A 22,178-nucleotide genomic window follows, 5' to 3' on the forward strand; every position below is an offset into this window, starting at 1 on the left:
GCGCGCTGACAGGGCGCGGCCAGCTCGCTGACAGGGCCGAGGGGCGGGCTGTCAGCCGCTGACGGCGGTGGCTAGCGGGGGTCTCGGGGGTCGCGGCGGGCGGCGAGTTCGCTGCGGGAGCGCAGGGCGAGCTTGCGGTAGATCGAGGCCAGGTGGGTCTCGACGGTGCGGACGCTGATGTAGAGGCGGGCGGCGACCTCGCGGTTGGTGTGGCCGGAGGCGACGAGGCCGGCGATCTGGTCCTCGGTGGGGGTGAGGGCGGCGCCGCTGGAACCGCGGCGGCCCTTGGCGAGTTCCGCGCGGGCGACCGCGGCGAAGGGGACGGCGCCGACGGCCTCGAAGCAGGCGTGCGCGGCGGTGAGCGCCTCGCGGGCTTCGGTACGCGCCTTGCGGCGGCGCTGCGTCTGGCCGAGCGCGAGCAGGCTGCGCCCCCACTCCAGCGGGAACGGGCAGCTGCGGTGGGCGGCGACGGCGGCCCGGAGGGAGACGACCGCCGCGTCCAGGTCACCGGTGGCGGCTTCGGCGAGTCCTTCGATACGGCGGGCGACCCCGACGAGCGTGGGGCGGGCCGCGGGTACCCCGATCGCCAGGAGCTCCGCCGCGAGGGCCCGCGCCTCGTCCGTCCGGCCGAGGTTGACCAGGGCCTGCCCGAGAGTGCCCTCGACCCGGCCCCGGCGCCCCGGTTCGCGGATGCCGCCCTCGCGGGCCCGAGCGTACACAGGGCCGAGCAGGTCGGCCGCGGTCGCGTCGTCGCCCGCGAGCAGCGCCGCCAGCGCCTTGACGTTCGCGATCATCACCCCGCCCTCGGAGAGGCGGTCGATCTCCGGGCGGGTGGCCGTGATGTCCCCGCCCAGCAGGGTCAGCAGCGCCTCCGCCGTACGCAGCGCGACCGGTGTGGTGGTGCCCTCGGGCGTGAGCGGGAGGCCCAGGTCGAGGGCCTCCCGGGCGGCGGCGGGCTTGCCCGACCAGAGTTCGGTGAGCGCCAGATGGCCGTAGAGCGAGGGCAGCATCGCGTCCTCGCCGCGGTCCCTGGCGCCGCCGATCGCGGCGAGCAGCGCGGGGCGGGACCGGTCGAGGTCGTCGACGTCCTTGTACCAGCAGGCCAGTACGGTCTCGGCGCGGTTGCTGGAGACGACATAGGGCAGGTCGCGTTGCAGCTCCCCGATCCGGGCGAGCACGTCGAACGCGATGCCCTCGCCCGCCTCCAGCCGTGCGAACGCCGAGTACAGCAGGGCCGTGCACAGCGCCGCCCCGTCCGCGGCGGCGCCCACCTGCGCGAACAGCTCCAGCGACTGCCCGGCCAGTGCCGCCCGTGGGGTGCCGAGCCCGTCGCCGACGTCGGCGGCCAGCGCCAGGACGACGGCGCGGGTGTGCGGGTCGAAGGATGTGTCGGCGGCGAGCGGCGCCACGAAGCGTTCGGCCGCCTCGGGGCTCCGCGACCACCACAGCGCCTCGACGAGCACCGGCAGTGCGTGGCGGCGGCCGGGCGCGCCGGTCCGCCAGGCCAACTCGGCGCTACGGGACGCCTGTGCGTAGTCGGCGGCCTGGAGGTGGTGTTCCGCGGCGGTCCGCAGGCGCCGACACCGCGCCTCGGCGTCGGCCGCGGGGGTGCACGCGGCGGCGTGCCCCGCCAGTTCCGCGGCGGCCCGTACGGCGCCGCGCCCACCCGCCGCCCGCGCCCCCGCCTCCAGGACCGCGGCCACCGCGGCGTCGGCCTCGCCGTCCCAGGCACGCAGCACATGCCGGGCACGCAGCTCGGGATCCTCGACGACCCGGGCCAGCCGCCGGTGCGCGGCGGCCCTGGCGAGCGGCGGCTCCATCGCGATGACGGCCGCGCTCAGCAACGGGTGCGCCGCCCGCAGGCGCCCCGCGGACGCGGCGACCACCCCGGCCTCGACCGCCCGGTCGATCGCGGCGTCGACCTCCCCGACGACGGGCGCCAACGCCCGGCGTGCCGTGGCGATCGAGGGCTGGTCCAGCAGGGCGACGGTGAGCAGGACCTCGTGGGTGGCCGGTTCCAGTGCGGTCAGCCGGCGGGTGACGAGCGCCGACAAGGCGGGCGGCACGGGGATGTCGATATCGGGGAGCGCGCCGGGGCCGGGGGCGGACGTGCCGCCGCCCGGCGCGCGGGTGGCGAGTTCGGCACCGATCTCCAGTGCCCAGAAGGGGTTCCCGCCGGTCCGCGCGGCGATACGGTCGGCCGCTTCGGCGGGCAGGGTGAGGGCGAGCCGGTCGGCGAGCATCAGCGCGATGGGCGCGCCGTCCAGCGGCCCCACGGGTAATCGGTCCACGGCACGTAACGGGATGCCGTCCCGCGCGGTACGGTTCCCGGCCGCACCGGGGCTCCCGCCCTCGTCCGCGCCACCGTCCGTGGCGTCACCGTCCATGACGCCGCCGAGCGTACGACGGCAGGCGAGCAGCCGTATCGGCGCCGACTCCAGCCTCCGCAGCGCGAACCAGAGCACGTCCACGGTCGCGGCGTCCAGCCACGGCAGGTCGTCGACCGCCAGCAGCACCGGCCGCTGCGCGGCCAGCGCACGCAGCACCCCGAGTGTCCCGGCCCCGACCTCGCGCGGGCCGACCGGCGCGGTGGGAGGGCGCCGGAGCAACGCCGCGTCGACCGCGGCGCGTTGGAGTTCCGGCAGCCGCGCCAGGACATCCTCGGGCACCGGGTCCATCAGGTCGAGCAGGCCCGCGAACGACAGCGCGCTCTCGCCCGGCGACCCGCGTGCGGTGAGCACCGTCCACCCGGCCGCCCGCGCCGCCTCGCGTCCGGCCGCCCAGAGCGCAGTCTTGCCGGCGCCCGGCTCCCCTTCGACGACCAGCGCACGGGCGCCCGTACCGGGGTGGGCCAACAGGGAGCGGACAGCCGCCAGTTCGCCCTCGCGGCCGAACACCCTTCGCCCCCCGGCCCGTTCCGCGGCGGACGCCCCGGTTAATCGCATGATGCGTACGGTACGCGCGGCTACCGGCGCCGGCCGGGAGGCGCGCGCGTCGAGCGCCGAGGCGGCTGGCTGCCGCCCCGGCGCTCGGCTCCCCCGTCAGGCGCCGTCCGTCAGATCAGTCCGCTGACGGTGCCGCCGAAGATCCCGCCGTTGACCGAGAGCGCGTACCCGTCACCGTTGTTGAGGTACCAGTGCTGGAAAGTGCCGTACGCGTTGCCGAACTTGACGACGACCTTCGTGGGGCTCCAGGACACCACGGACACACCGACGCAGTCGGCGGCCCCCACGCTGCTGTATCCGGCCTCGAAGTTGTTGTCGTCGACGAAGTAGAGCTGGCTGCCGTAGACCTGGCCGTTGGCCGTGTATCCCCCGCAGCTCGTGGTGTTGTCCGACGCGCCCGGGGGCGGGGTGGCGCCGAAGCCGGAGCCGTTGATCGTCAGGGTCGGCGAGGACACGCCCGTGCCGTAGTAGCCGCTGAACGAGACCGAGTTGATCGACGGGCGCGGCACCGAGTCCGTCGCCTGGTGCGGGCTCGCCTGGGCGGTGGCCGTGGTCGCCAGCCCGGTCGCGAGTGTCAGCGCGGACGCCGCGAGCCCGATCTTGGATAACCGCTTCATGTGTGGTTCCCCTCCCGAATCCGATGTGCGTTTCCCGCACGTCGAAAACCCTAGGAAGAGCGGGAATCCTTCGAATCCGTGGAACCACGTACAGCTTCTTCCCGGCGCGGGGCGACCCCTGAGCGGCCTCCTGGCGCGGCGTGTCAGGCCGCCGCGTCCAGGCGTGCCCGCTGCTCGGCGGTCAGCTCCAGTGACACGCCCGCGACGGCCTCGTCGAGCTGGGCGAGGGTGCTGACGCCGACGATCGGGACGGCGGCGGGGCGGCCGCCGGTCAGCCAGGCGAGGACCACGCGGTTGCGGTCGGTGCCGGTCTCGGCGGCGATCTCGTCGAGTACGGCGAGGCGGTGGGTGGTGCCCGGGTGGTCGTACTCCACCGGCAGCGGCTTGTCGGGGCGGGTGTAACCGCCGCTGAGCAGCGGGGTGTACGCCCACAGCGCCATGTCCGGCTGGTGCTCCAGGTAGTGCAGCACCTCGTCGGTGACCGTGGCGAAGCGGTGCGACACGACGGGCCGGGTGCCGGGGAGGGGGCGCAGGTAGGTGTGGTGCTGCTGGATGGCGGTGAAGCCCTCGACGCCGTGGTCGCGGGCGATCCACCGGGCCTTTTCGACCTGCCAGACGGGGTAGTTGGAGCAGCCGAGGCGGCCGACCGTCCCGGCGGAGGCGAGGGCGCCGAAGGCGGTGACGGTCTCTTCCAGCGGGGTGTACGGGTCGGGCATGTGGGCCCAGTACAGCTCGACGTGGTCCGTGCCGAGGCGGCGCAGGCTGCCCTCGACCGCGTTCTTGACGGCCGGCGCCGACAGGCCCTCGGCCCCCTCGGGGAACCGTCCGGCCTCGGTCGGCTCGCACCCCACCTTGGTGCTGATCCTCACCCGGTCCCGCATCCCGGGGCGCCGGGCCAGCCAGCGGCCGAGCAACTCCTCGCTCTGGCCGCCGAATCCGGACGGGTCGGCCCAGAACGCGTAACAGTCGGCGGTGTCGATCCAGACGCCGCCGACGTCCACGAAGTGGTCCAGGATCGCGAACGAGCGGCGCTCGTCCTGAGCCGTTCCGAACAGCATGGCGCCGAGCACAAGGTTTTCCGTCATGACCTCCACGCTAGGCGTCATCGGATCGGCGGTACGCTCCAATTCCATGGCGTTTCACCAGACCAATCTCGCGTGGGCGACGCTGCTGGACATCGGTGGTCCGGGTCCCGCGGCGGACGGCGGCGGCCGCGCCGGCCTGCGCGAACGGCTCACGCGGGCGCTGCGGACCGCCATCCGGGACGGGCGGCTGGCGGAGGGCGCCAGCGTGCCGCCCAGCCGCGCGCTCGCCGAGCAACTCGGCTGCTCCCGCTGGGTGGTGACGGAGGCGTACGGCCAACTCGTCGCGGAGGGCTATCTGTCGGCCCGGACCGGTTCCGCCACCCGGGTGTCGTGGTCACCGGAGTCGGACCCGCCGCGGCCCGACCCCCGCCGCGCACTCGCGACGCCGGCGATCCGGTACGACATCGCGCCCGGCCTGCCGGACCTGCGGGCCTTCCCGCGCCGCCGCTGGGCGGAGGCCGTCCGCGCCGTCACCGGCTCCGCCGTCCACTACGACCTCGGGCCGCCGGACCCCGCCGGGCACGGACAGCTGCGCGCCACCCTCGCCGCGTATCTGCGGCGCTCGCGTGGCGCCGACCTCCGTACCGCCTCGGTGTCGGTGTGCGCGGGCGTCACCGACGGCCTGTTCCGCACCTGCCGGACGCTGCGCGCCGAGGGGATCACCGAGCTGGCCGTGGAGGACCCCGGCTGGGGGCGGCTACGCGACGCCGCCACGAGCGCGGGCCTGCGGGTCCACCCGGTGCCGGTGGACGACGACGGCCTGCGCGTCGACGACCTCGCCCGCACCCCCGCCAGGGCCGTCGTCGTCGGCGCGGCCCACCAGTTCCCGACCGGCACCGTGCTCTCCCCCGACCGCCGGGCGGGGCTCGTGCGGTGGGCCCGCGAGGTCGACGGCTATGTCATCGAGGACGACTACGACGCGGAGTTCCGCTACGACCACCGGCCCGTCGCCGTCATGCAGGGCATGGACGCCCGCCGTGTCCTCCTCCTCGGCTCGGTCAGCAAGACCCTCTCCCCGGCCCTCGGCCTCGGCTGGCTGGTCGCCCCCGCCGCCCTCGCCCCGGCCCTCCGCGCGGCCAACCCGGTTGCCGCCGCACCGCCCGTACTCGACCAGCTCGCCCTCGCCGCCTTCATCGACCGCGGCTGGTACGACGCCCATCTGCGCGCCGCCCGCCGCCGCTTCCGCACCCGCCGCGACCTCCTGCTCACCACCCTCGCCGGCACCCTCCCCGCCGCCCGCGTCACCGGCCCCGCCGCCGGCCTCCACGTCCTCCTCCACCTCCCCCCAGGCACCGACCTCCCCGCCACCGTCCGCGCCGCCACCTCCCACGGCCTCCGCCTGACCCCCCTCACCGCCTACACCTCCCACCCCACCTCAGCGCCCACCGCCCTCGTCCTCGGCTACGGCAACCTCCCGGACGCGGACGTCCCGGCGGCGATCAGGCTGCTGCGGGATGCGCTGCGCTGAGGTTTCCGTGGCCGGAGGCCGCGGGGTGGGGCGCCGGCACTCCGGGCGGCCAGGGGGCGCAAAACTCTCGGCCTTTTCGTGAACCCGAAGCCCCCGCGCGGCAATAGAGGAAGTGATGGACGACGATGACGAGCTGATCGCCCGCCTGGCCCGCGGAGACGAGAGTGCGCTGCGCGAGCTGTTCCGGCGGCATGCGCCGTGGCTGGCGGCGCGGCTGCGGGCGGCGCTCCCGGCGCAGGACGTCGAGGACGTGCTGCAGGAGACGTTCCTGGCGGTCTGGCGCGGTGCGCGCGACTACCGGCCGCAGGGCGCGGCGGGCGGCTGGCTCTGGGTGATCGCCCGTCGGCAGGCGGCCGGTTGGCTGCGCCGCCGCGGCCGGGACGCGAGCCCGGTCGACACCGCTGCCCTCGACGACACCGCGCTGGACACCGCGTTCGACGGCGCCCTGGCCGCGGCGGGCCGGGCCGCCGCCCGCGATCCGATGGAGGCCGTGATGGCGCGTACCGACCTGGCCGCCGCCCTCGCGGTGCTCGGCCCGGAGGGCAGTCCCGAGCGGGAGGTCTGGCGGTTGCTGTACGTGGAGGACCAACCGGTCGCGCAGGTCGCGCAGTTGATGGGCGTGCCCCAGGGCACGGTCAAGAGCCGGGCCCACCGGGTGCGGCGGTTGATGAGGACGGCGCTGATCGGGCGCGCGGCGCAGGAGGAGGGGCTGTGAGGGAGGGGCCGCGTGACGCGGAGGGTACGGGGCGGGACCGTGCCGGGCGGGACCGTATCGGGCGGCAGCGGACCGGGCGGGACCGTGCCGGGCGGGACCGTAGGGGGCTGGAGCGTACGAGTCCCGACGGGCCGGTCGACGTCGACCTCGACCGGATCTGGGTCGGCGTCGCCGCCCAGGTCTGGCGGCGCGAACCGCGCTGGACCGAGCGGACCGCCGCCCGCCTGCTGCGCTCGCCCGGCCTGGCCAGGGCACTCCTCACCGCCCCCTCCCTGCTGCTCCCCTGGCTGATCGCCACCGTCGTGGTGTTCGCCGCCGGTGCCGTGGTGACCGCCGGGACCGGGCAGCCGGTGGTGGCGCTGTCCGCGCCGGGGCTGGCCGGGGCGGCGGTGGCGTACTCGTACGGCCCCGGGCTCGACGCCGCCTGGGAGCTGTCGCGCACGATGGCGGTCAGCGACCGGATGGTGCAGCTGACCCGCGTGCTCGCCGTCTTCGCGGTCAACGCCCTGCTGGCGCTGGGCGCTTCGGCGGTGTCGCCCACGGCGGCGGGTATCGCGTTCGGGTGGTTGGTGCCGATGGCCGCCGTATCGGCGCTCGCCCTGGCCGTCGCCACCGTGGCCGAGTCGGCGAACAGCGGCGTCGGCGCCGCCCTCGCCGTATGGGCCATCACCGTGATCGGCAGCCAGTCCGCCACCGGGCAGGTCGCGGCGGCCGTGACCCGTTCCGTCCTCGTCCTGCCGTATCTGGGAGTCGCCGCGTGCTGCGCGGCCGTCGTCCTGCACTCCACATTCCGTGCCACCAGGTCCACCAGGCCCACGAAGGGGAACCGTTGAACATCGAGATCGCTGACCTGACCCGGCGGTTCGGCCGCACCCAGGCGGTGGACGGCGTGGACCTCCGTACCGGACCGGGGGTGTTCGGCCTGCTGGGCCCCAACGGGGCGGGCAAGACGACCCTGTTGAGAATGCTGGCCACCGTCATCCCACCGACCTCCGGCAGCCTCCGCCTGCTGGAGCGGAACCCGTCCGAGCACGGGCCGCGCCGGGAGATCCGCCGCAGGCTGGGCTATCTGCCGCAGAACCTGGGCTACTACCCCGGCTTCACGGTGGTGGAGTTCGTCGAGTACTTCGCCCTGCTCAAGGAGGTGCCGCCGCGCCAGGTGCCGGCGGCGGTCGCGGCCGCGGTGGAGCGGGTGGGCCTGGGCGACAAGGCCACCGCGAAGCTGCGCACCCTGTCCGGCGGAATGCTGCGCCGCGCCGGGATCGCGCAGGCGATCGTCAACGAGCCGGAGCTGGTGCTCTTCGACGAGCCGACCGCCGGGCTCGACCCGGAGCAGCGCGTCGAGTTCCGTTCCGTCCTGCGGGAGTTGGGGGAGCGGGCGACGGTCGTGGTGAGCACCCATCTGGTGGAGGACGTGGGCGCCGCCTGCGCCGAGGTCGCCCTGATGCACCAGGGCAGGATCGCCTTCCAGGGCACGCCCGGGGAGCTGATGGCCCGGGGCGCGGGCCACGGCACCGGGGACGCGCCGCTGGAGCGCGGTTACAGCGCGGTCCTCGCGGAGGCGCGGGCATGAGCGCCGTCACCGTACCGGCGCCGCGCCGCGCGCCGCGCGCCCCCGGGTTCTCGTCCCTGCTGCGACTGTCCACCGGCCGCCTGCTGCGGCTGGAACTGCGCCGCAACACCATGCTGTGGATGGTGCCGCTGGCCCTGCTCGCCTTCTGGCTCGACACCTACCGCGCCAGCATGGCCCTCGCGCCGCTCTGGGGCTCCCGCACCCTGATCGTGCGGCAGGGCGCGGCCCTGGACGACTTCGCCCCCTTCGTGGTGGGCGCCGCCGCCTGGGTCGCGGGGCGCGACCACCGCCGCGGCATCGTCGAACAGGTGGACATCACGCCGCTGCCGCGCTGGGCCGGCCGGTTCATCACCTGGGCGGCGACCACCAGTTGGGCACTGGGCGCCTATCTGGGCTGCGTCGGCTTCCTCTACGCGATGATCGCCTGGCGCGGGGCAGCGGGCAGCCCGCTGTGGTGGCCCGTGGTGGTGGGCGCGGTCGCGCTCGCCGCCTTCAGCGCCATGGGCTTCGCCGCCGGGACGCTGCTCCCCAGCCGCTTCACCGCGCCGCTGGCGGCCATCGTCAGCGGCCTCTTCCTCCGGCAGACCCTGCGCAGCGGCGGCCGGTACGTCCTGCTCTCCCCGATGACCTCGCCCGCGTACTCGCTGGCGCCGCCCCGCTCCGACGCAGGCGTCTTCTACCCCTACCTGCCCGATCTCTCCCTCACCCAACTCCTCTTCTTCGGCGGCCTGTTGGTCGCGGCGCTCGGCGCCCTGGGGGTGCAGGCGGTGTGCGGGCGGGCCGGGCTGCGCCGCCTGGCGGCCGGGGTCGCCGCCGTGGGCCTCGCCCTGTGCGGGACGGCGACCGCCCTGATCGGTACGGCCCGGGTGGAGGCACACGGCGTGGTCGTACCCGCCCTGCACAACGCCGCCGACGACCGGCCGCTCTCGTACACACCCGTGTGCGGGGGCGCCACCCTCAAGGTCTGCGTCCACCCCGTCTACCGGGCGTATCTGCCCACCCTCGCCACCGCCCTGGACCCGCTGCTGCGCGAGGTGGCCGGACTGCCGGGCGCTCCCGTACGAGTCGACCAGGTCGCCCTGTCCGGGCAGCACTCGCCGCTGGCCGACGCGACGGTCGACGGGACGCCGCCGGTGGTCCACCTGGCGCTCGACATCGGTTACGACGGGGCCATGTGGATCGGGCCGAACCCGCCGGACGGCAGCCAACCGGCGCGCTGCTGCACCTCCGAGCAGATGTGGACCAGCGTGCCGCGGGTCACCGCGGAGGTGCTGCCGCCGGTCGCGGGGGTGGTCGTCGACCGTCTCGTCGGGCACGTGTCCGACGCCCAGCAGGCGGTCTCACAGGGCCTGTTGACGGCTGCCGGGATCGCCCGCGACCGGCTGACCGTCTCCGCCCAGATCGACGGGACCCCGCTGGTCCTCCCACGGCCCGGCACCCCGGCCGACGCGGCGGGCGCCCGTTTCGCCGCCCTGTCCCCCGCCGACCGGCACGCCTGGCTCACCGCCCACCTCACCGCCCTTCGCGCCGGCCGTCTCACCCTGGAGCAACTGCCGTGACCAGTACGGTCCTCACGCCCCCGGCGGCCCGGCGCCCCCGCCTGCTGCGGCTCCACCTGCTCAGCCGCCAGGCCCCGGGCGCCGTCGCCCTCCTGGTTGCCTGCGCGGCACTGCTACGGGTCGCCGCCCAACTCCACTGGCTCCAGGGCGACGGCGCCGCCGCCCACCAGATCCTGCTGCTCGCCGAATGCGCGGCCGCCTCCGTCGTCGCCGTCGCCGCCCACAACCCCTTCGGCGAGAGCGAACGCACCACCGGCCCCCAACTCCCCCTCCTCCGCCTCACCACCACCCTCCTCCTGACCGCCACCGCCGCCACCACCCTCCTCCTCGCGACCACCGCCACCCACCTCCCCGGCGGCCCCCTGGCGCTGCTCCGCGACCTCACCGGCCTCACCGGCCTCGGCTTCCTCACCGCCGCCACCCTCAGCGCCCCCCTCGCCTGGCTCGGCCCCCTCACCTACACCGCCCTCGCCGCCTTCGCCCTCCAAGAAACCTGGCACTCCCCCCTGACCTGGCCCGCCCGCCCCCCACACGACCCCCCCGCCCTCCTCTGCGCCACCCTCGTCTTCGCCACCGGCACCGCCCTGATGACGGCCCGCGGCCCGCGCGAGGGGGACGCGTGACCGAGGTGCCCTCAGCGGTCCCTTCATCTACCGGGCGCATTGAAGAGCGGGCCTCGTGCGGCGCACCAAGAGTGCTGAAGCGCGCCTGGCTGGTGGGCGGCGACGCTACGTGGCCAGTTCGCCCAGCTCGTAGTGGAACCAGGTGCGTTCGTCGTGGCGGAACTGCAGCCACATCTGGCCTCCGCGGCAGACGGTTCGGCGCGCCCACGCCCCCGGCCGGGTTCCGTCAGGGAGGACGAGTGGGGCTGAGGCGGTCGCCTCCAAGGTCCCGTTCCTGCTTGCCGCCTCCGTGAGGGTGTAGTGCCCGGGCGCTCGGCGGGGAGCGGTGTCGGCCGTCAAGAAGGCGGCGTCGGAACCTTCGACGAGTACCGCCGAGGCGTAGTGCGTGGGCGTGCGACGGGTCCAGGTGATGCCGATGCCGTCGATCTCCACCAGGGGGAAGCCCGTGTACGGGTACGCCCAGGCGCGGTCGGTGCCGACATTGAGGGCGTAGCAGTCGACCCAACTGGCGGGACCGACCGCGTCCGACGACGCATACCAGGCTGGATCGCCGCTGGCGGTCCAGCGGATGAGGCCGGGCATCGACATCGTCCTCCGGAAGGGCGGTGCCAAGCTGCCGCGGGCGCCTCTGTCGGGATGACTCAAGGGGAGAGGTGCGCAGACGGATGCCTCGTCGCCGTAGCCCATCCAGATGCCGCCGCGCCGATCGGTGAGCAGGTGCTGGATGTCGTCGCCCGCGTGGAAGGTGGTCAGCGGGGTCCCGTCGTGGTCCAGGACGAGGGCGTTGTGCGGGACTTCCCTTTCCAGGGCGTCGAGGGTGGCCGCCGGCGGCCCTGAGGGCATGCGGCAGCGGGCGGCCGCGAGGACGAAGCCGCTCCCGAGGGCGTCGACCATGGGGAAGTGGACGTCGAGGTCCTGCAGGCGCACTTCGTGGAGATCGCGGCCGTCCATGACGACGATCAGCGCGTCGTACGGCTGCCGTTGGCCCGGTGGTACGCGCCGGGTGCAGGTGGCATCGGGCGGGGCTAGCAGGCTGACCACGCGTCCATGGGTGTCTACGGTCGATGCGGCCACCTGCATGTCGAGGTAGCGGCCGGGCAACTGGGCGTACCGCCTGAGGCGGCGGTTGCGCACGCCGGTCAACGTGTGGAGGGCTGCGTGCCCTTTCTCGAGGCCATGGCCGGGATCGTGCCTGATGCGGTCGCTTCACGGCAACCGTATTCGTCCGCGTCACGCAGGACCGATCGTCGGCGGGAAGCCGAACAGTTCGGCCAGGCTGGGGTCGTGGAAGGCGTGGATGTGGCGGATGCCCGTCGTGGTGACGGTGAGGACCGCGAGGCCGTATGCGTGGTAGGTGGCTTGGGGGGTGCGGGCGTAGGTCATGGCGGCGGGCTGGTTGTTGGCGCGGGTGGGGAGCATGAGCCAGTCGCCGGGGGAGCCGAGGACCCAGGTGCGGAGGTAGGGGACGCAGGTGTGGTTGCCCGCGAACCAGGTGGTGAAGGGGGTGGCTTCGAGGGTGGCGTCGCGGCGGAGGAGGTGTTCGAGGGCTGAGGCGTCGGCGTTCTGGAAGGCGGCGATGTACTGGTCGAGGACGTGGTGGGCCTCCGGTGCGGTGGGCTGGGTGATGTCCTCGGCCGCGGGGGCGAGTTGGCGGAGCCGGGTGCGGGCGCGCTGGAGGGTGCTCTTGACGGCCGCGGTGGTGGTGCCGAGCATGGCGGCGACCTCGGGGGCCGTGAAGGCGAGGACGTCGCGGAGGATGAGGACCGCTCGCTGGGTGCCGGAGAGGTACTGGAGGCTGGCGACGAGTGCCAGCCGCAGATCCTCGCGGGCGAGGACGACGGAGGCGGGGTCGGCCGCTTCCGTGCCGGGGCCGAAGAGCGCGTCGGGGACCGGCTGGATCCAGCGGACGCCCGGGGCGGCGGGTACGGGGGCGGCCGTCGGGTCGGGTTCCGGGGCGCCGAGGCCGGAGGGCAGCACGCGTCGGCTGTGGTGCGTCAGCGCGGTCAGGCAGGTGTTGGTGGCGATCCGGTACAGCCAGGTGCGTACCGACGACCGGCCCTCGAAGGCGTCGTACGCCCGCCAGGCGCGCAGATACGTCTCCTGGACGACGTCGGTGGCGTCGTCGAAGGAGCCGAGCATGCGGTAGCAGTGCGCCAGCAACTCCCGTCGGTACGGCTCGGTGGCGCGGACGAACTCCTCGCCGTCCATGGCGCTTTCGGGTACGACGGCCTCCCGGTTCACCCGCACTCCCCGCTCAGACGGCGCGGCCGAGGAAGGCGGCCAGCCGGTCGGCCGGACACGCACCGGCCGGAGCCGCGAGGGCGGGCCCGAAGAAGGCTTCCCCCTCCGGCCCGCGGTAGGCGTCGACGACCTCTGCCCGCGCCTGGACGAGGAGTTCGTCGGCGAGCGCCGGATCCAGGTCGGTGTCCTGCCCGAGGGCACGGGCGAGGTCCCAGCCGTGGGTGAACTGGTCCCTGGTGACCATGCTCATCAGATCGGCGCCCGTGAACTCCCCGAACGGCAGCGCGATCGTCCTCCCCAGGACACCGGCGGAGCCGAAGGCCGCCAGCGTGACCTCGATCGCGTCGTCGTAGCGTGCGAGGAAGTCGCCGTCCCCGTGCTCCTCGTCCCCGTTCCCGCCGCCCAGCACCGTCAGGGCCCCCCAACGAGCCGACCCCACGAAGTGGTTGATCAGCGCGCGCACATCCCACGCCCCGCACGGCGTCGCGGCGCCCAACCGGTCGGGCCCGACCGTCGCCAGCACGGCCCGGGTACTGGCAAAGGCCCTGCTCAACTGCCCCGTAGGCACAGCTTCCTGCGTACGTTCCACCGCTCGCGGTCCTCTCTCGGTTCTCGTTGCGTGCAGCCGTCCTCGGCGCATCAACAGGTAGACCGCCCGGAGCCGCGAAAGGAATCGCTCCCGCCGCCGCTCCTCATCAGCAAGTCACCCACTTTGCTGGGTACTTGACTAAGCCAGGTACCTTTCCTAGTCTGAGCGCATGCGTACGACACACGATCCCCAACTGCTCAAAGGGGTGCTCTCGCCGCTGCTGCTGTGGCTGCTCGCCGAACGCGAGTCGTACGGCTACGAGTTGGTGCAGCGGCTGCGCGCGATCGGGCTCTCCGGCATCTCCGACGGCACGGTCTACCCGGCGCTGTCGCGGCTGGAGCGGGAGGGACGGATCAGCTCCCGGCTGGTCGCGTCGCGCTCCGGCCCGGCGCGCAAGTACTACCGGCCCACCGACAGCGGCTACGCCGCACTGACCGAGGCGAGCGCGGACTGGCTGGCGCTGGCCGCCACCGTCAACGCCGTGCTGTCCCGCCCGGTCCCGTCCACGCCCGCCCCGCCGGCCGAGGAGACATGAGATGACCCAGCACCTGACGACCATCGACCGGCTGCGCATCGAGTACACGGTGTGGCGCCTCGACAGCCTCCTCTACGACCTGCGGTGGCGCTCCCGCGTGGCCAAGCGGCGCGAGGTCCGCGCCAATCTGCACGCGGCCGCCGCCGACGTCGGCACCACCGAGGCGCTGCGCGGCCTGGGCGGGGTCCGGCGGATGGCCGCCGAGTATCTGGCCGCCGAGTACGGCGACTGGGGCCGGCGCCCCCTGTGGACAACGGGCGTGGTGTGCATGCTCGTTGTCCAGTTCGGCAGCTACGCGCTGGTCGAGGCGGGCCGGTCGGCCTTCACCGCCGGTGTGCTCGCCGCCCATCCGCACCCCCAGGGCACGTACCACTGGGGCGGGATCCCCTACCTGAGCGCCGACGCGACGGTCACCTTCACCGGCGGCGGCCACTCCTCGCTCGGCGGCGCCTTCACACCCCTCGTCTACCTGGGCATGCTCGCCGCCCTCGTCGCCGGCGCGCGACTGTGGCGGCTCCTGCCGCCGGTCCGCCGCGACCGGGCCACCCTCCCGGCCGCCACCGAGCCCGCGGGGGGCGCCCGATGAGGCGCCTGGCGCTGAGCCTCGTGCTGTCCGCGACGGTGCTCGTCCCGGGCGCGGCGGCGAGCCCCGCCGCCGCGTTGTCGCCGGGGCCCACCGTCCAACTGCGCGACGCGCTCCGGCCGGTGGTGACCGACGGCGCCCCGGGTGCCGTCGCCCTCGTCGCGGACGGCCGCCGTGTCCGTAGCGCGGCGGTCGGCGTCGCCGACCTAGGCACCGGCACGCGCATGCGTACGGGCGACCACATACGCATCGGCAGCATCACCAAGACCTTCGTGGCCGTCGTCGCGCTGCAACTCGCCGCCGAGCACCGGCTGGACCTCGACGCCCCGGTCGGCCGCCGACTGCCCGGAGTGCTGCCCTACGCCGACCACATCACCGTCCGCCAACTGCTCAACCACACCAGCGGCGTACCCGACTACGTCGACAAGCTCCTGCGGTACGACGCGACCCAGCCTGGCACGCCGTGGCTGCGCCACTGGGAGCCCCGTGAACTGGTGGGCTTCGTCTCCGCCGACCCCCCACTCTTCCCCGGCGGCAGCGCATGGGCGTACTCCAACACCGACTACATCCTCGTCGGCATGATCATCGAGAAGGTGACGCACCGCTCGCTGGCCGACGAGGTCGACCGCCGGGTGATCGACCGGCTCCACCTGCGCGACACCTCGTTTCCCGCCGACGACCCGACCCTGCCGGGCCCCGCCGCCCGCGGTTACGCCGACGCGGGCCCTGACGCCGCGCCGGTCGACGTCACCGAGTACGGCCCCTCGGCGCTCTGGGCGGCCGGCGCCATGGTGTCCACCGTGGCCGACACGGCGCGCTTCTACCGGGAACTGCTCGGCGGCCGCCTGCTGCCCGCGCCCCAACTGGCGCAGATGCTGACCTTCGTCGACGCCGACGGCATCGGCTACGGCCTGGGCATCGCCCGCATCCCCACCCCTTGCGGGCCGGCCATCGGCCACGACGGTTCCGTGCCCGGTTTCGCCACCAACGCCTTCGCCAGCCCCGACGGCCACCGCCAGGTCGTCATCGCCTCGAACCTCTCCCCGGGCCGACAGGCCCTGACGCAGGAGGCGTTGGTCCCGACCCTCTTCTGCGACCGCGGCTGAGCCGGACCGACACGAAATTTGGTCTAGTCCTCTTGACGGCGTGTGCTCGCGCGTTGTTTGGTACATACCAACTCAGGCCCGAGACGCACGTTCCCCCCACCACTTCACGCCCGAGGGACTTCGATGCACCCTGCGAAATGGGCGGCTTCCGCCTCCGCGCTCACGCTCGCGACCGCTGGTGCGGTCTTCGCCCTGGCGCCCGACGGCAATGCCGCCGCGACCAGCGCGTATGCCGTGGCGCCGTACGTCGACATGTCGAACAGCCAGGAAGGGCTGCTCGACACCGCCATCACCGGACACGGTCTCAAGTCCTACACCGCGGCATTCGTGCTCGGTTCGGGCTGCAACCAGATATGGGGCGACACGCTCCCCATCGGCAACGACTCCTTCACGGACCCGCTGATCGCCAAGGCGAAGTCCGAGGGCGCGTCGCTCATCATCTCCTCGGGCGGCGCCAGCGGGCTGCCGCTCGCGTGGACGTGCTCCACGCAGAGCTCGATCGACGCCGGATACCAGGCGCTGATCAACGACTACGGCGTCACGCAGCTCGACTTCGACATCGAGGGCGCCGCGATCGCGGACACGGGTGCCGCGACCCGGCAGATGCAGGCCATGAAGGACCTCAAGGCGTCCAACCCGAACCTCAAGTTCTCGGTGACGCTGCCGGTTCTGACCAGCGGGCTCACCAACGACGGCGTCAACATCCTCAAGGCCGCGAAGAACGTGGGCGTCAAGATCGACGTCGTCAACATCATGACGATGGACTTCTACGCGGGCACCGGCACCGAGATGGGCCAGGGCTCGGTCTCCGCGGCGCAGGCCACGCTCTCCCAGATGCAGTCCGTGGACTCCAGCTACGGGTACGGCAACCTGGGCATCACCCCGATGATCGGCAAGAACGACGACGGCTCCACCTTCACCCTCGCCGACGCCCAGACCGTCGAGAGCTTCGCCGCCCAAAACGGCGTCGCCCGCCTCGCGTTCTGGTCCGTCAACCGCGACCAGCCGTGCAGCGGCAGCGCCAACTCCCTGTCCACCTGCAGCGAGATCAGCCAGAACTCGCTGGCCTTCACCGACGCCTTCATGCAGTACGCGGGCGGCTCGGGCGGCACCACGGGTGGCACGACGGGCGGTACGACCACGGGCGGTACGACGACCGGCGGTACGACGACCGGCGGCACCACCACCGGAGGCACGACCGGCGGGACCACCGGCGGTGGCGGCACCTGCACCACCGCCTCCTGGAGCTCGTCGCAGATCTACGTCGGCGGCAACAAGGTCTCCTGGAAGGGCCACAACTGGAACGCCAAGTGGTGGACGCAGGGCGAGGAGCCCGGCACCACCGGCGAATGGGGTGTCTGGCAGGACCTCGGTGCCTGCTGACCGGCTCACCCCCTGACCCCAGAGGTCAGGACGAGGCCCCGACCGCCCGGCGGTCGGGGCCTCGCCCGTTCCGGTCCGGCGTGAACGCGCCTTCTCACGCGCACAGTTCGTCCCCCAGCGCGCTGCGGGCGTAGAGGACCACCCGGCCGTGGCGGGCGCGGTTCACCAGCCGGGCGGCGTGGAGGACCTGGAGGTGCTGGCTGATCGCGCCCGGGGTGACATGGAGGCGGCGGGCCAGTTCGGTGGTGGAGGAGGGTTCGTCGAGGAGCAGGAGGAGACGGGCACGGGGGGCGCCCAGCAGGCGGGTCAGGGCCGGGCCGGCGGGCGGGGGGTCCAGGTGCTCCGCCATCGTCGCCCGGCCGCGCGCCGGGTAGGTGATGACGGGGGTGTCCCCCGGGTCGATGTACGTACTGGCGCCGCGCCCGAAGCAGGTGGGCACCAGGACGAGTCCGCGGCCCTCCACGTCGACCTCGTCGCGGGCCAGTACCAGCGGCTGGTCCCAGCGGATCGACAGCACCCCGTCGTGCCAGCTCAACCGGGGGGAGAGGTCGGCGAAGAGCGCGTCCGCCCCGCCCTCCGCCAGCATCCGCGCCCGGTGGACGAGGTCCGCCTGCAGTACGGAACGGGCCCGCGGCCACCAGGCGGGCTCCAGGCACCGCTCCCAGTACGCGGCCAGCGCCGCGGCGATACGGTCCAGCAGCGCCACCGGGTCGGCGAGTCCGTCCGCGAGCGGGGCCGGGACGACGCCGTCGTGCGGCAGGAACGTCCGCTCCAGATCGGGCCGTACCCGCTCGGGCGGCGTGGCCCGTAGCGCCGCCAGCTCGTCCTGGAAGACCGGCCACGGCGTGGTGGGGCGGGGCGTGAGGAAGTCCGGCTGGTAGCGGTTGGACGCGACCAGCGAGAGCAGCAGTTCGCGGTCCTCCAGCGACTCGAAGGCCGGACGTATCCGCCGGAACCACGGCGTCTGCTCCACGTAGTAGCCCGGGTGCTGCCACATGCGCAGGCTCAACGCGGCCTCCTGCAAGGCGGAGCAGGCGAAGGAGGTCGAGGCGAGGTCGGCAAGGCCCAAGCGGAAGCGGATCATTGAGCGCCAGGCTAAATCAGTTCCCGGCAGGTCGGACAGGCGCTGTCATCGAGAGGTGACCGAAGCCGCCGTCAAGGCATCCCCGCCCGCCCCGCCCCGCCGTCTCCTGCATCCGGACCCGGTGGTCCGCCGGCTGTCGTGGATGGTGCTGGTCAACACCTTCGGCAACGGCCTGTTCATGACGGTCAGCGCCCTGTACTTCACCCGCGTCGCGGGGCTCGGCGTCGGCCAGGTCGGGCTCGGCCTCACCGTCGCGGGTATCTGCGGTGTCGCGGCGAGCATCCCGGCGGGGCGGGCCGCGGACCGCTGGGGCAGCCGGCGGGTGCTGATCGTGCTGAACCTCGCGGAGGCCGCGGGCATGGCCTCGTACTGCCTGGTGCACAGCTTCGCCGTCTTCCTGCCGGTGGTGTGCGTGGAGACCGCGGTGGACCGGGGCGCGGCGGCCGTACGCAACGCGCTGTACGCCGACGCGCTGCCCAAGGAGACCCGGGTGCCGGGCCGGGCCTATCTGCGGGCCGTCACCAATGTCGGCATCGGCGCGGGCGCGACCCTCGCCGCCCTCGCGCTGCAGGCCGACACCCGGGGCGCGTACCTCGCGGTGATCCTCGCCAACGCGGCCTCGTTCCTCGCGGTGGGCGCGATGCTGCCGCGTGTCCCGGTGGCGGTGCGCGACGACCCGGCGCCCGTGAACCCGTCGCTGAACCCGTCGGCGGATCCGGACAAGCACGTACCGGAGGCCGCCCGCCGTAGCGCCCTGCGCGACCTGCCCTACCTCGCCGTCACCGCGCTCAACGCCGTGCTGGCCGTGCAGTTCGCCGTCCTCAACGTCGGCATCCCGCTGTGGGTGGTGCGCGAGACCGACGCCCCGCGCGCTGTCGTGGCCGCCGCGATGATCGTCAACACCGTGCTGGTGGTGGCCTTCCAGGTCCGCGCCACCCGTACGACCCGGGACCTGGGCTCGGCCGCCCGCGCCTGCCGTACCTCCGGGCTGCTGCTGGCCGCCTCCTGCCTGGCCGTCGCCGCCACCCACGGCCTGCCCGCCGCCACCGCCGCCGCGGTGCTGCTCGCGGCCGTCGTCCTGGAGACGGCGGGGGAGGTGCTGTCCCAGGCGGGCGGCTGGCTGCTCAGCTACGACCTCGCCGATCCGGCCGCCACCGGCGCGTACCAGGGCGTCTTCAACGCCGGGGCCGCCGCGGGCATGATGCTCGGCCCCGCCGTCGTCACGACCGCGGCCATCGGCCACGGCCCGCTCGGCTGGGCGGTGCCCGCGGCGCTGTTCGCGCTCAGCGGTGCGGCGATGGTCCCGGTGGTGCGCTGGGCCGAGCGCTGCCGCTGACCCCTCCCCCGGGAAACCCGAAGGGCCCCACCGCGGACGGTGAGGCCCTTCGACGCCGTGCGGATCAGCAGGGGAAGGTCCCGCTGTACAGGGCGTGGCCGGACGAGGAGGTGCCGGAGCCGAAGCCGTAGATGCCGTCGTCGCTCCAGACCGCTTCACGCGAGCCGTTGACGCACGTGGACGTCGGGGCGATCGCGAAGCCCTCCAGGTTGTCGGTCGGCATGACGGCCGGGTTGGTGTAGGTCACATCGGGGACCAGCGCGCCGCTCGCGTTGACCTTCATGAAGGTGTGCGTCTCGCCGCAGGTGTTGTCGCAGGTCGCGACGATCCGCTGGGTTCCGGCGTCGAAGGTCACGTCCATCACCGACGCCTTGCCGGTGGCGATGGTGCCGAACGTGGTGAAGGAACCGTCGGAGTTGAGGCCGTAGACGTGCAGGGTGCCGTCCCACTCCAGACCGGCGAAGTACAGACCCGAGCCGTGCAGCGGGTAGTTGGCGGGGTTGTACGCGGCGCCGGTGAGCGGGTCGACCCAGCCGTTCGCGGTCAGCCAGCTGTCGGGTACGTAACCGACGCCCTCGAAGCCGAGGTTGGCGTCATCCTTGCTGCCGGTGTTGAGCTGCGGGAACTGCGAGGTCATGTCCCACTGGTGGATCGGCGTCAGCGTCGAGCCGGTCGCGGCCGGGTCGAACTCCATGATCGTGTCCTTGGGGACCGTGTTGTTGGAGTTGTCGCGCTCGGAAGTCACGTACAGGTGGCCGTTGCCGCCGACGGTGAGGCCCTCGGAGTCCGGCTGGCCGGAGCCGTTCGAGAAGTGGATCTGCTTGCCGGTCGCGCTCCAGGACGCGTCGGGGATCCACTTGCCGTTGCTCTTGACCAGCTTGTACAGCCAGTTCTTGTTCTTGGCCGCCCACAGCACCGACGGGTTCGCCGGGTCGAAGGCCAGACCGCTGACGTCCCGGCCCTCCGGCCCCGTCGACGTGGTGAACGTGCAGACGTTGTCCGCGATCGTGACGTCCAGACCGCCCGGCCACGCCAGCGTGCCCGCCGGGGTGGAACCCGTACCGCTGGGAGCCTCGGGAGTGCAGCCGCTGGTGAGCGAGCCGCCGCCGCCCAGGAGGTGGCCGGTCTGGCCGCCGCCCCCGCCGCCGCTGCCCGAGCAGGAGTTGGCGCCGCCGGGCGTCGCGGTCACGGAGGTCTGGAACCAGCCGGTGCCGTTGGCGCAGCGCTCGTCCGACGGCGTGGCGCCGCCGGTCGTCCAGGTCACCGAGTCGACGGTGTTGCCGCTGCCGTCGAGGAGGAAGACCGAGTCGTTGTCGCCCAGGCCGATGGTGGAGTTGAACGTGACGTAACCGCCCGCGGGGATGCTGGTCGCGCTCGGCGAGGAGGAGGAGACCGAGACGGCGGAGTGGGTGGTGTCGGCGTCCACGTACTTCCACGAGCCGACGCTCACCGCGCTCGTACCGCCGTTGTACAGCTCCACGGTGTCCGAGCCGTCCGAGGTGACCTCGTTGATCCGGACCCGGCTCGCGGCCGGTACGGACGAGGGGCAGCCGCCCGCGTTCGCGCTGCCGAAGGTGGCCGCCGAGGTCGTGGTCACCCACGCGCCGGTGCCGTCGCCGCCGCACCGCGCCATCGCCGGCTTCGCCTTGTTCGTGGCCCACTCGACGCGGTCCACGACCGTGCCGCCGGAGGTGTAGAGCACCACCTTGTCCGAGTCACCCAGCCCCTTGGGCGAGTTGAAGGTGACGAAGCCGCCTGCCTGGATCGTGCTGGACGAAGGGCTGAACGTCTGCGGCGAGAAGCTGTCGTCGGACATCTTCCAGCCGCTGATGCTCACGGCGGTCGAGCCCGCGTTGTACAGCTCCACCGTGTCGCTGTTGGACGAGGTGACCTCGTTGATCCGAACGTTCTGGTAGCCGGTGGGGTCTGCGGCCGCCGCGGGCTGCGCTGCGAGCAGCCCGGTGGCGACCAGTCCGGAAAACGTCAAAGCCGCGGCGCACACTGTGGAGACGCCGGCACGGGAGTGTGAGGTAGGCACGGGGCGGAACTCTCCTGACACCACGTGGAAACCGCGTGTACTCCGCCTGAACGCCACCCACTGGTCGCCGGAACGCCCGGCGCACCCTTGCTCACACGGCGTCATTGAGCCGCGTGGGCGTGGGTGCGTCGGGGCCGCTGGGAGCCGTCACTTCGGGGTCCTGCGCCGTTCGGCGTCCCAGGCGGCGCTCTCCAGGAAGTAGGTGTCGTAGATCTCCTGCACTTCCAGCAGGCTCTCGGGGCCGACCTCGCCCAGGCCGATGCGCTGCAGGTGTCTGAAGTACTCGAAGCGTTCGACGCCGGGGGTGATGACGATGAGGATGTCGGCATCGGCTCCGGGCGCCGCGGCGAAGGCGTGCGGGAGGCCGGGCGGGACGATGACGAGGTCGCCGCGTTCCGCGGTCACGGTCCGGTCGCCCGACAGGAGTTGGGCTTCGCCGTCGAGCATGAAGAACATCTCGGCGGAGTTGTCGTGGCGGTGCGGGCGGGCACCGTCGGCGCCACCGGCGAGCGTGACGCGCTGCGTGGACAGCGCCCCGCCGGTCTGGCTGCTGTCCGCCAGCAGGCGGACCGTGGTGGGCGCGCGGCCGATCACTTCGGCGTCGGCGGAGCGGACGATCACGGACGAGGTGAAGTCGGGCACGATCAGCGACATTTGAGGCTCCTTGGGGGTGTGGGCGCGGGGCTTGCGGGGCTACG

At 73.6% G+C, this 22,178-nt stretch carries 20 protein-coding genes; 11 read left to right on the forward strand and 9 right to left on the reverse strand.

The window, feature by feature from the left end; genetic code table 11:
* Positions 1-71 precede the first annotated feature (71 nt).
* From AB0M29_RS15245 to AB0M29_RS15255, 3 genes are all read right to left on the reverse strand, one after another.
* A complete protein-coding gene (locus AB0M29_RS15245; RefSeq protein ID WP_365382731.1) occupies positions 72-2,945 on the reverse strand; it encodes an AAA family ATPase in 2,874 nt (957 codons plus the stop codon).
* A gap of 110 nt (positions 2,946-3,055) precedes the next feature.
* On the reverse strand, positions 3,056-3,562 hold the full coding sequence (locus AB0M29_RS15250) for a hypothetical protein (RefSeq protein WP_365382732.1): 507 nt from the start codon (positions 3,560-3,562) through the stop codon (positions 3,056-3,058).
* Between the two features lie 143 nt (positions 3,563-3,705).
* Positions 3,706-4,647 (reverse strand): aldo/keto reductase, encoded by a 942-nt coding sequence (locus tag AB0M29_RS15255; protein WP_365382733.1) that lies wholly within the window; start codon positions 4,645-4,647, stop codon positions 3,706-3,708.
* 46 nt (positions 4,648-4,693) lie between these two features.
* On the opposite strand from AB0M29_RS15255, the gene AB0M29_RS15260 reads away from it, so the two are divergent.
* From AB0M29_RS15260 to AB0M29_RS15285, 6 genes are all read left to right on the forward strand, one after another.
* Complete coding sequence (locus AB0M29_RS15260; protein ID WP_365382734.1) at positions 4,694-6,115, forward strand: PLP-dependent aminotransferase family protein; 1,422 nt, start codon at positions 4,694-4,696, stop codon at positions 6,113-6,115.
* Between the two features lie 115 nt (positions 6,116-6,230).
* Positions 6,231-6,830 carry an RNA polymerase sigma factor gene (locus tag AB0M29_RS15265; RefSeq protein ID WP_365382735.1) on the forward strand — a complete coding sequence of 200 codons (600 nt, stop codon included), beginning with the start codon at positions 6,231-6,233 and terminating at the stop codon, positions 6,828-6,830.
* Positions 6,827-7,663 (forward strand): hypothetical protein, encoded by an 837-nt coding sequence (locus tag AB0M29_RS15270; protein WP_365382736.1) that lies wholly within the window; start codon positions 6,827-6,829, stop codon positions 7,661-7,663. The genes AB0M29_RS15265 and AB0M29_RS15270 overlap by 4 nt, the downstream gene beginning before the upstream one ends.
* A complete protein-coding gene (locus tag AB0M29_RS15275) occupies positions 7,660-8,403 on the forward strand; it encodes an ABC transporter ATP-binding protein (protein WP_365382737.1) in 744 nt (247 codons plus the stop codon). The genes AB0M29_RS15270 and AB0M29_RS15275 overlap by 4 nt, the downstream gene beginning before the upstream one ends.
* The gene (locus AB0M29_RS15280; RefSeq protein ID WP_365382738.1) at positions 8,400-9,962 is read left to right on the forward strand and encodes a hypothetical protein; all 1,563 of its coding nucleotides are present in this window, start codon (positions 8,400-8,402) and stop codon (positions 9,960-9,962) included. The genes AB0M29_RS15275 and AB0M29_RS15280 overlap by 4 nt, the downstream gene beginning before the upstream one ends.
* The gene (locus AB0M29_RS15285; RefSeq protein WP_365382739.1) at positions 9,959-10,585 is read left to right on the forward strand and encodes a hypothetical protein; all 627 of its coding nucleotides are present in this window, start codon (positions 9,959-9,961) and stop codon (positions 10,583-10,585) included. Before AB0M29_RS15280 ends, AB0M29_RS15285 begins: the two co-directional genes overlap by 4 nt.
* Positions 10,586-10,690: 105 nt before the next feature.
* Here the strand turns inward: AB0M29_RS15285 and AB0M29_RS15290 are convergent, their stop codons facing one another.
* From AB0M29_RS15290 to AB0M29_RS15300, 3 genes are all read right to left on the reverse strand, one after another.
* Positions 10,691-11,719 carry a hypothetical protein gene (locus AB0M29_RS15290; protein WP_365382740.1) on the reverse strand — a complete coding sequence of 343 codons (1,029 nt, stop codon included), beginning with the start codon at positions 11,717-11,719 and terminating at the stop codon, positions 10,691-10,693.
* 96 nt (positions 11,720-11,815) lie between these two features.
* Positions 11,816-12,826 (reverse strand): RNA polymerase subunit sigma-70, encoded by a 1,011-nt coding sequence (locus AB0M29_RS15295; RefSeq protein WP_365382741.1) that lies wholly within the window; start codon positions 12,824-12,826, stop codon positions 11,816-11,818.
* A 13-nt stretch (positions 12,827-12,839) separates the two neighbouring features.
* Positions 12,840-13,466, reverse strand: coding sequence for a TIGR03086 family metal-binding protein (locus AB0M29_RS15300; RefSeq protein WP_365382742.1), 627 nt, complete (start codon positions 13,464-13,466; stop codon positions 12,840-12,842).
* A gap of 118 nt (positions 13,467-13,584) precedes the next feature.
* Between AB0M29_RS15300 and AB0M29_RS15305 the strand changes: the two genes are divergently transcribed.
* The 4 genes from AB0M29_RS15305 (at position 13,585) to AB0M29_RS15320 (ending at position 17,022) form a co-directional block, all read left to right on the forward strand.
* The gene (locus tag AB0M29_RS15305) at positions 13,585-13,950 is read left to right on the forward strand and encodes a PadR family transcriptional regulator (protein ID WP_365382743.1); all 366 of its coding nucleotides are present in this window, start codon (positions 13,585-13,587) and stop codon (positions 13,948-13,950) included.
* A gap of 1 nt (position 13,951) precedes the next feature.
* Positions 13,952-14,536: a hypothetical protein gene (locus tag AB0M29_RS15310; RefSeq protein WP_365382744.1), complete on the forward strand. Its 585-nt coding sequence runs from the start codon at positions 13,952-13,954 to the stop codon at positions 14,534-14,536.
* Complete coding sequence (locus AB0M29_RS15315) at positions 14,533-15,639, forward strand: serine hydrolase domain-containing protein (RefSeq protein ID WP_365382745.1); 1,107 nt, start codon at positions 14,533-14,535, stop codon at positions 15,637-15,639. The genes AB0M29_RS15310 and AB0M29_RS15315 overlap by 4 nt, the downstream gene beginning before the upstream one ends.
* Positions 15,640-15,762: 123 nt before the next feature.
* Positions 15,763-17,022 (forward strand): chitinase, encoded by a 1,260-nt coding sequence (locus AB0M29_RS15320; protein ID WP_365382746.1) that lies wholly within the window; start codon positions 15,763-15,765, stop codon positions 17,020-17,022.
* A 94-nt stretch (positions 17,023-17,116) separates the two neighbouring features.
* Here AB0M29_RS15320 and AB0M29_RS15325 read toward each other — a convergent pair whose 3' ends face one another.
* A complete protein-coding gene (locus tag AB0M29_RS15325; RefSeq protein ID WP_365382747.1) occupies positions 17,117-18,106 on the reverse strand; it encodes a DUF5937 family protein in 990 nt (329 codons plus the stop codon).
* A 55-nt stretch (positions 18,107-18,161) separates the two neighbouring features.
* Between AB0M29_RS15325 and AB0M29_RS15330 the strand changes: the two genes are divergently transcribed.
* Positions 18,162-19,442, forward strand: a complete 1,281-nt coding sequence (locus AB0M29_RS15330; RefSeq protein WP_365382748.1) for an MFS transporter — start codon at positions 18,162-18,164, stop codon at positions 19,440-19,442.
* Between the two features lie 64 nt (positions 19,443-19,506).
* On the opposite strand, the gene AB0M29_RS15335 is transcribed toward AB0M29_RS15330, so the two are convergent.
* Positions 19,507-21,429, reverse strand: coding sequence for a lamin tail domain-containing protein (locus tag AB0M29_RS15335; protein ID WP_365382749.1), 1,923 nt, complete (start codon positions 21,427-21,429; stop codon positions 19,507-19,509).
* Between the two features lie 198 nt (positions 21,430-21,627).
* Entirely contained in the window at positions 21,628-22,134 is a 507-nt protein-coding gene (locus tag AB0M29_RS15340) for a cupin domain-containing protein (RefSeq protein WP_365382750.1), read from the reverse strand.
* Positions 22,135-22,178 lie beyond the last annotated feature (44 nt).

Source organism: Streptomyces sp. NPDC051976, from assembly GCF_040680795.1.
Lineage (GTDB): Bacteria > Actinomycetota > Actinomycetes > Streptomycetales > Streptomycetaceae > Actinacidiphila.

Excerpts from the sequence above, each read along its gene's own strand:
- AB0M29_RS15310 (WP_365382744.1), top strand. The coding sequence starts at position 13,952 with ATGACCCAGCACCTGACGACCATCGACCGGCTGCGCATCGAGTACACG.
- AB0M29_RS15255 (WP_365382733.1), bottom strand. The coding sequence starts at position 4,647 with ATGACGGAAAACCTTGTGCTCGGCGCCATGCTGTTCGGAACGGCTCAG.
- AB0M29_RS15320 (WP_365382746.1), top strand. The coding sequence starts at position 15,763 with ATGCACCCTGCGAAATGGGCGGCTTCCGCCTCCGCGCTCACGCTCGCG.
- AB0M29_RS15280 (WP_365382738.1), top strand. The coding sequence starts at position 8,400 with ATGAGCGCCGTCACCGTACCGGCGCCGCGCCGCGCGCCGCGCGCCCCC.
- AB0M29_RS15245 (WP_365382731.1), bottom strand. The coding sequence starts at position 2,945 with ATGCGATTAACCGGGGCGTCCGCCGCGGAACGGGCCGGGGGGCGAAGG.
- AB0M29_RS15250 (WP_365382732.1), bottom strand. The coding sequence starts at position 3,562 with ATGAAGCGGTTATCCAAGATCGGGCTCGCGGCGTCCGCGCTGACACTC.
- AB0M29_RS15315 (WP_365382745.1), top strand. The coding sequence starts at position 14,533 with ATGAGGCGCCTGGCGCTGAGCCTCGTGCTGTCCGCGACGGTGCTCGTC.
- AB0M29_RS15265 (WP_365382735.1), top strand. The coding sequence starts at position 6,231 with ATGGACGACGATGACGAGCTGATCGCCCGCCTGGCCCGCGGAGACGAG.
- AB0M29_RS15340 (WP_365382750.1), bottom strand. The coding sequence starts at position 22,134 with ATGTCGCTGATCGTGCCCGACTTCACCTCGTCCGTGATCGTCCGCTCC.
- AB0M29_RS15300 (WP_365382742.1), bottom strand. The coding sequence starts at position 13,466 with ATGCGCCGAGGACGGCTGCACGCAACGAGAACCGAGAGAGGACCGCGA.
- AB0M29_RS15260 (WP_365382734.1), top strand. The coding sequence starts at position 4,694 with ATGGCGTTTCACCAGACCAATCTCGCGTGGGCGACGCTGCTGGACATC.
- AB0M29_RS15305 (WP_365382743.1), top strand. The coding sequence starts at position 13,585 with ATGCGTACGACACACGATCCCCAACTGCTCAAAGGGGTGCTCTCGCCG.
- AB0M29_RS15325 (WP_365382747.1), bottom strand. The coding sequence starts at position 18,106 with ATGATCCGCTTCCGCTTGGGCCTTGCCGACCTCGCCTCGACCTCCTTC.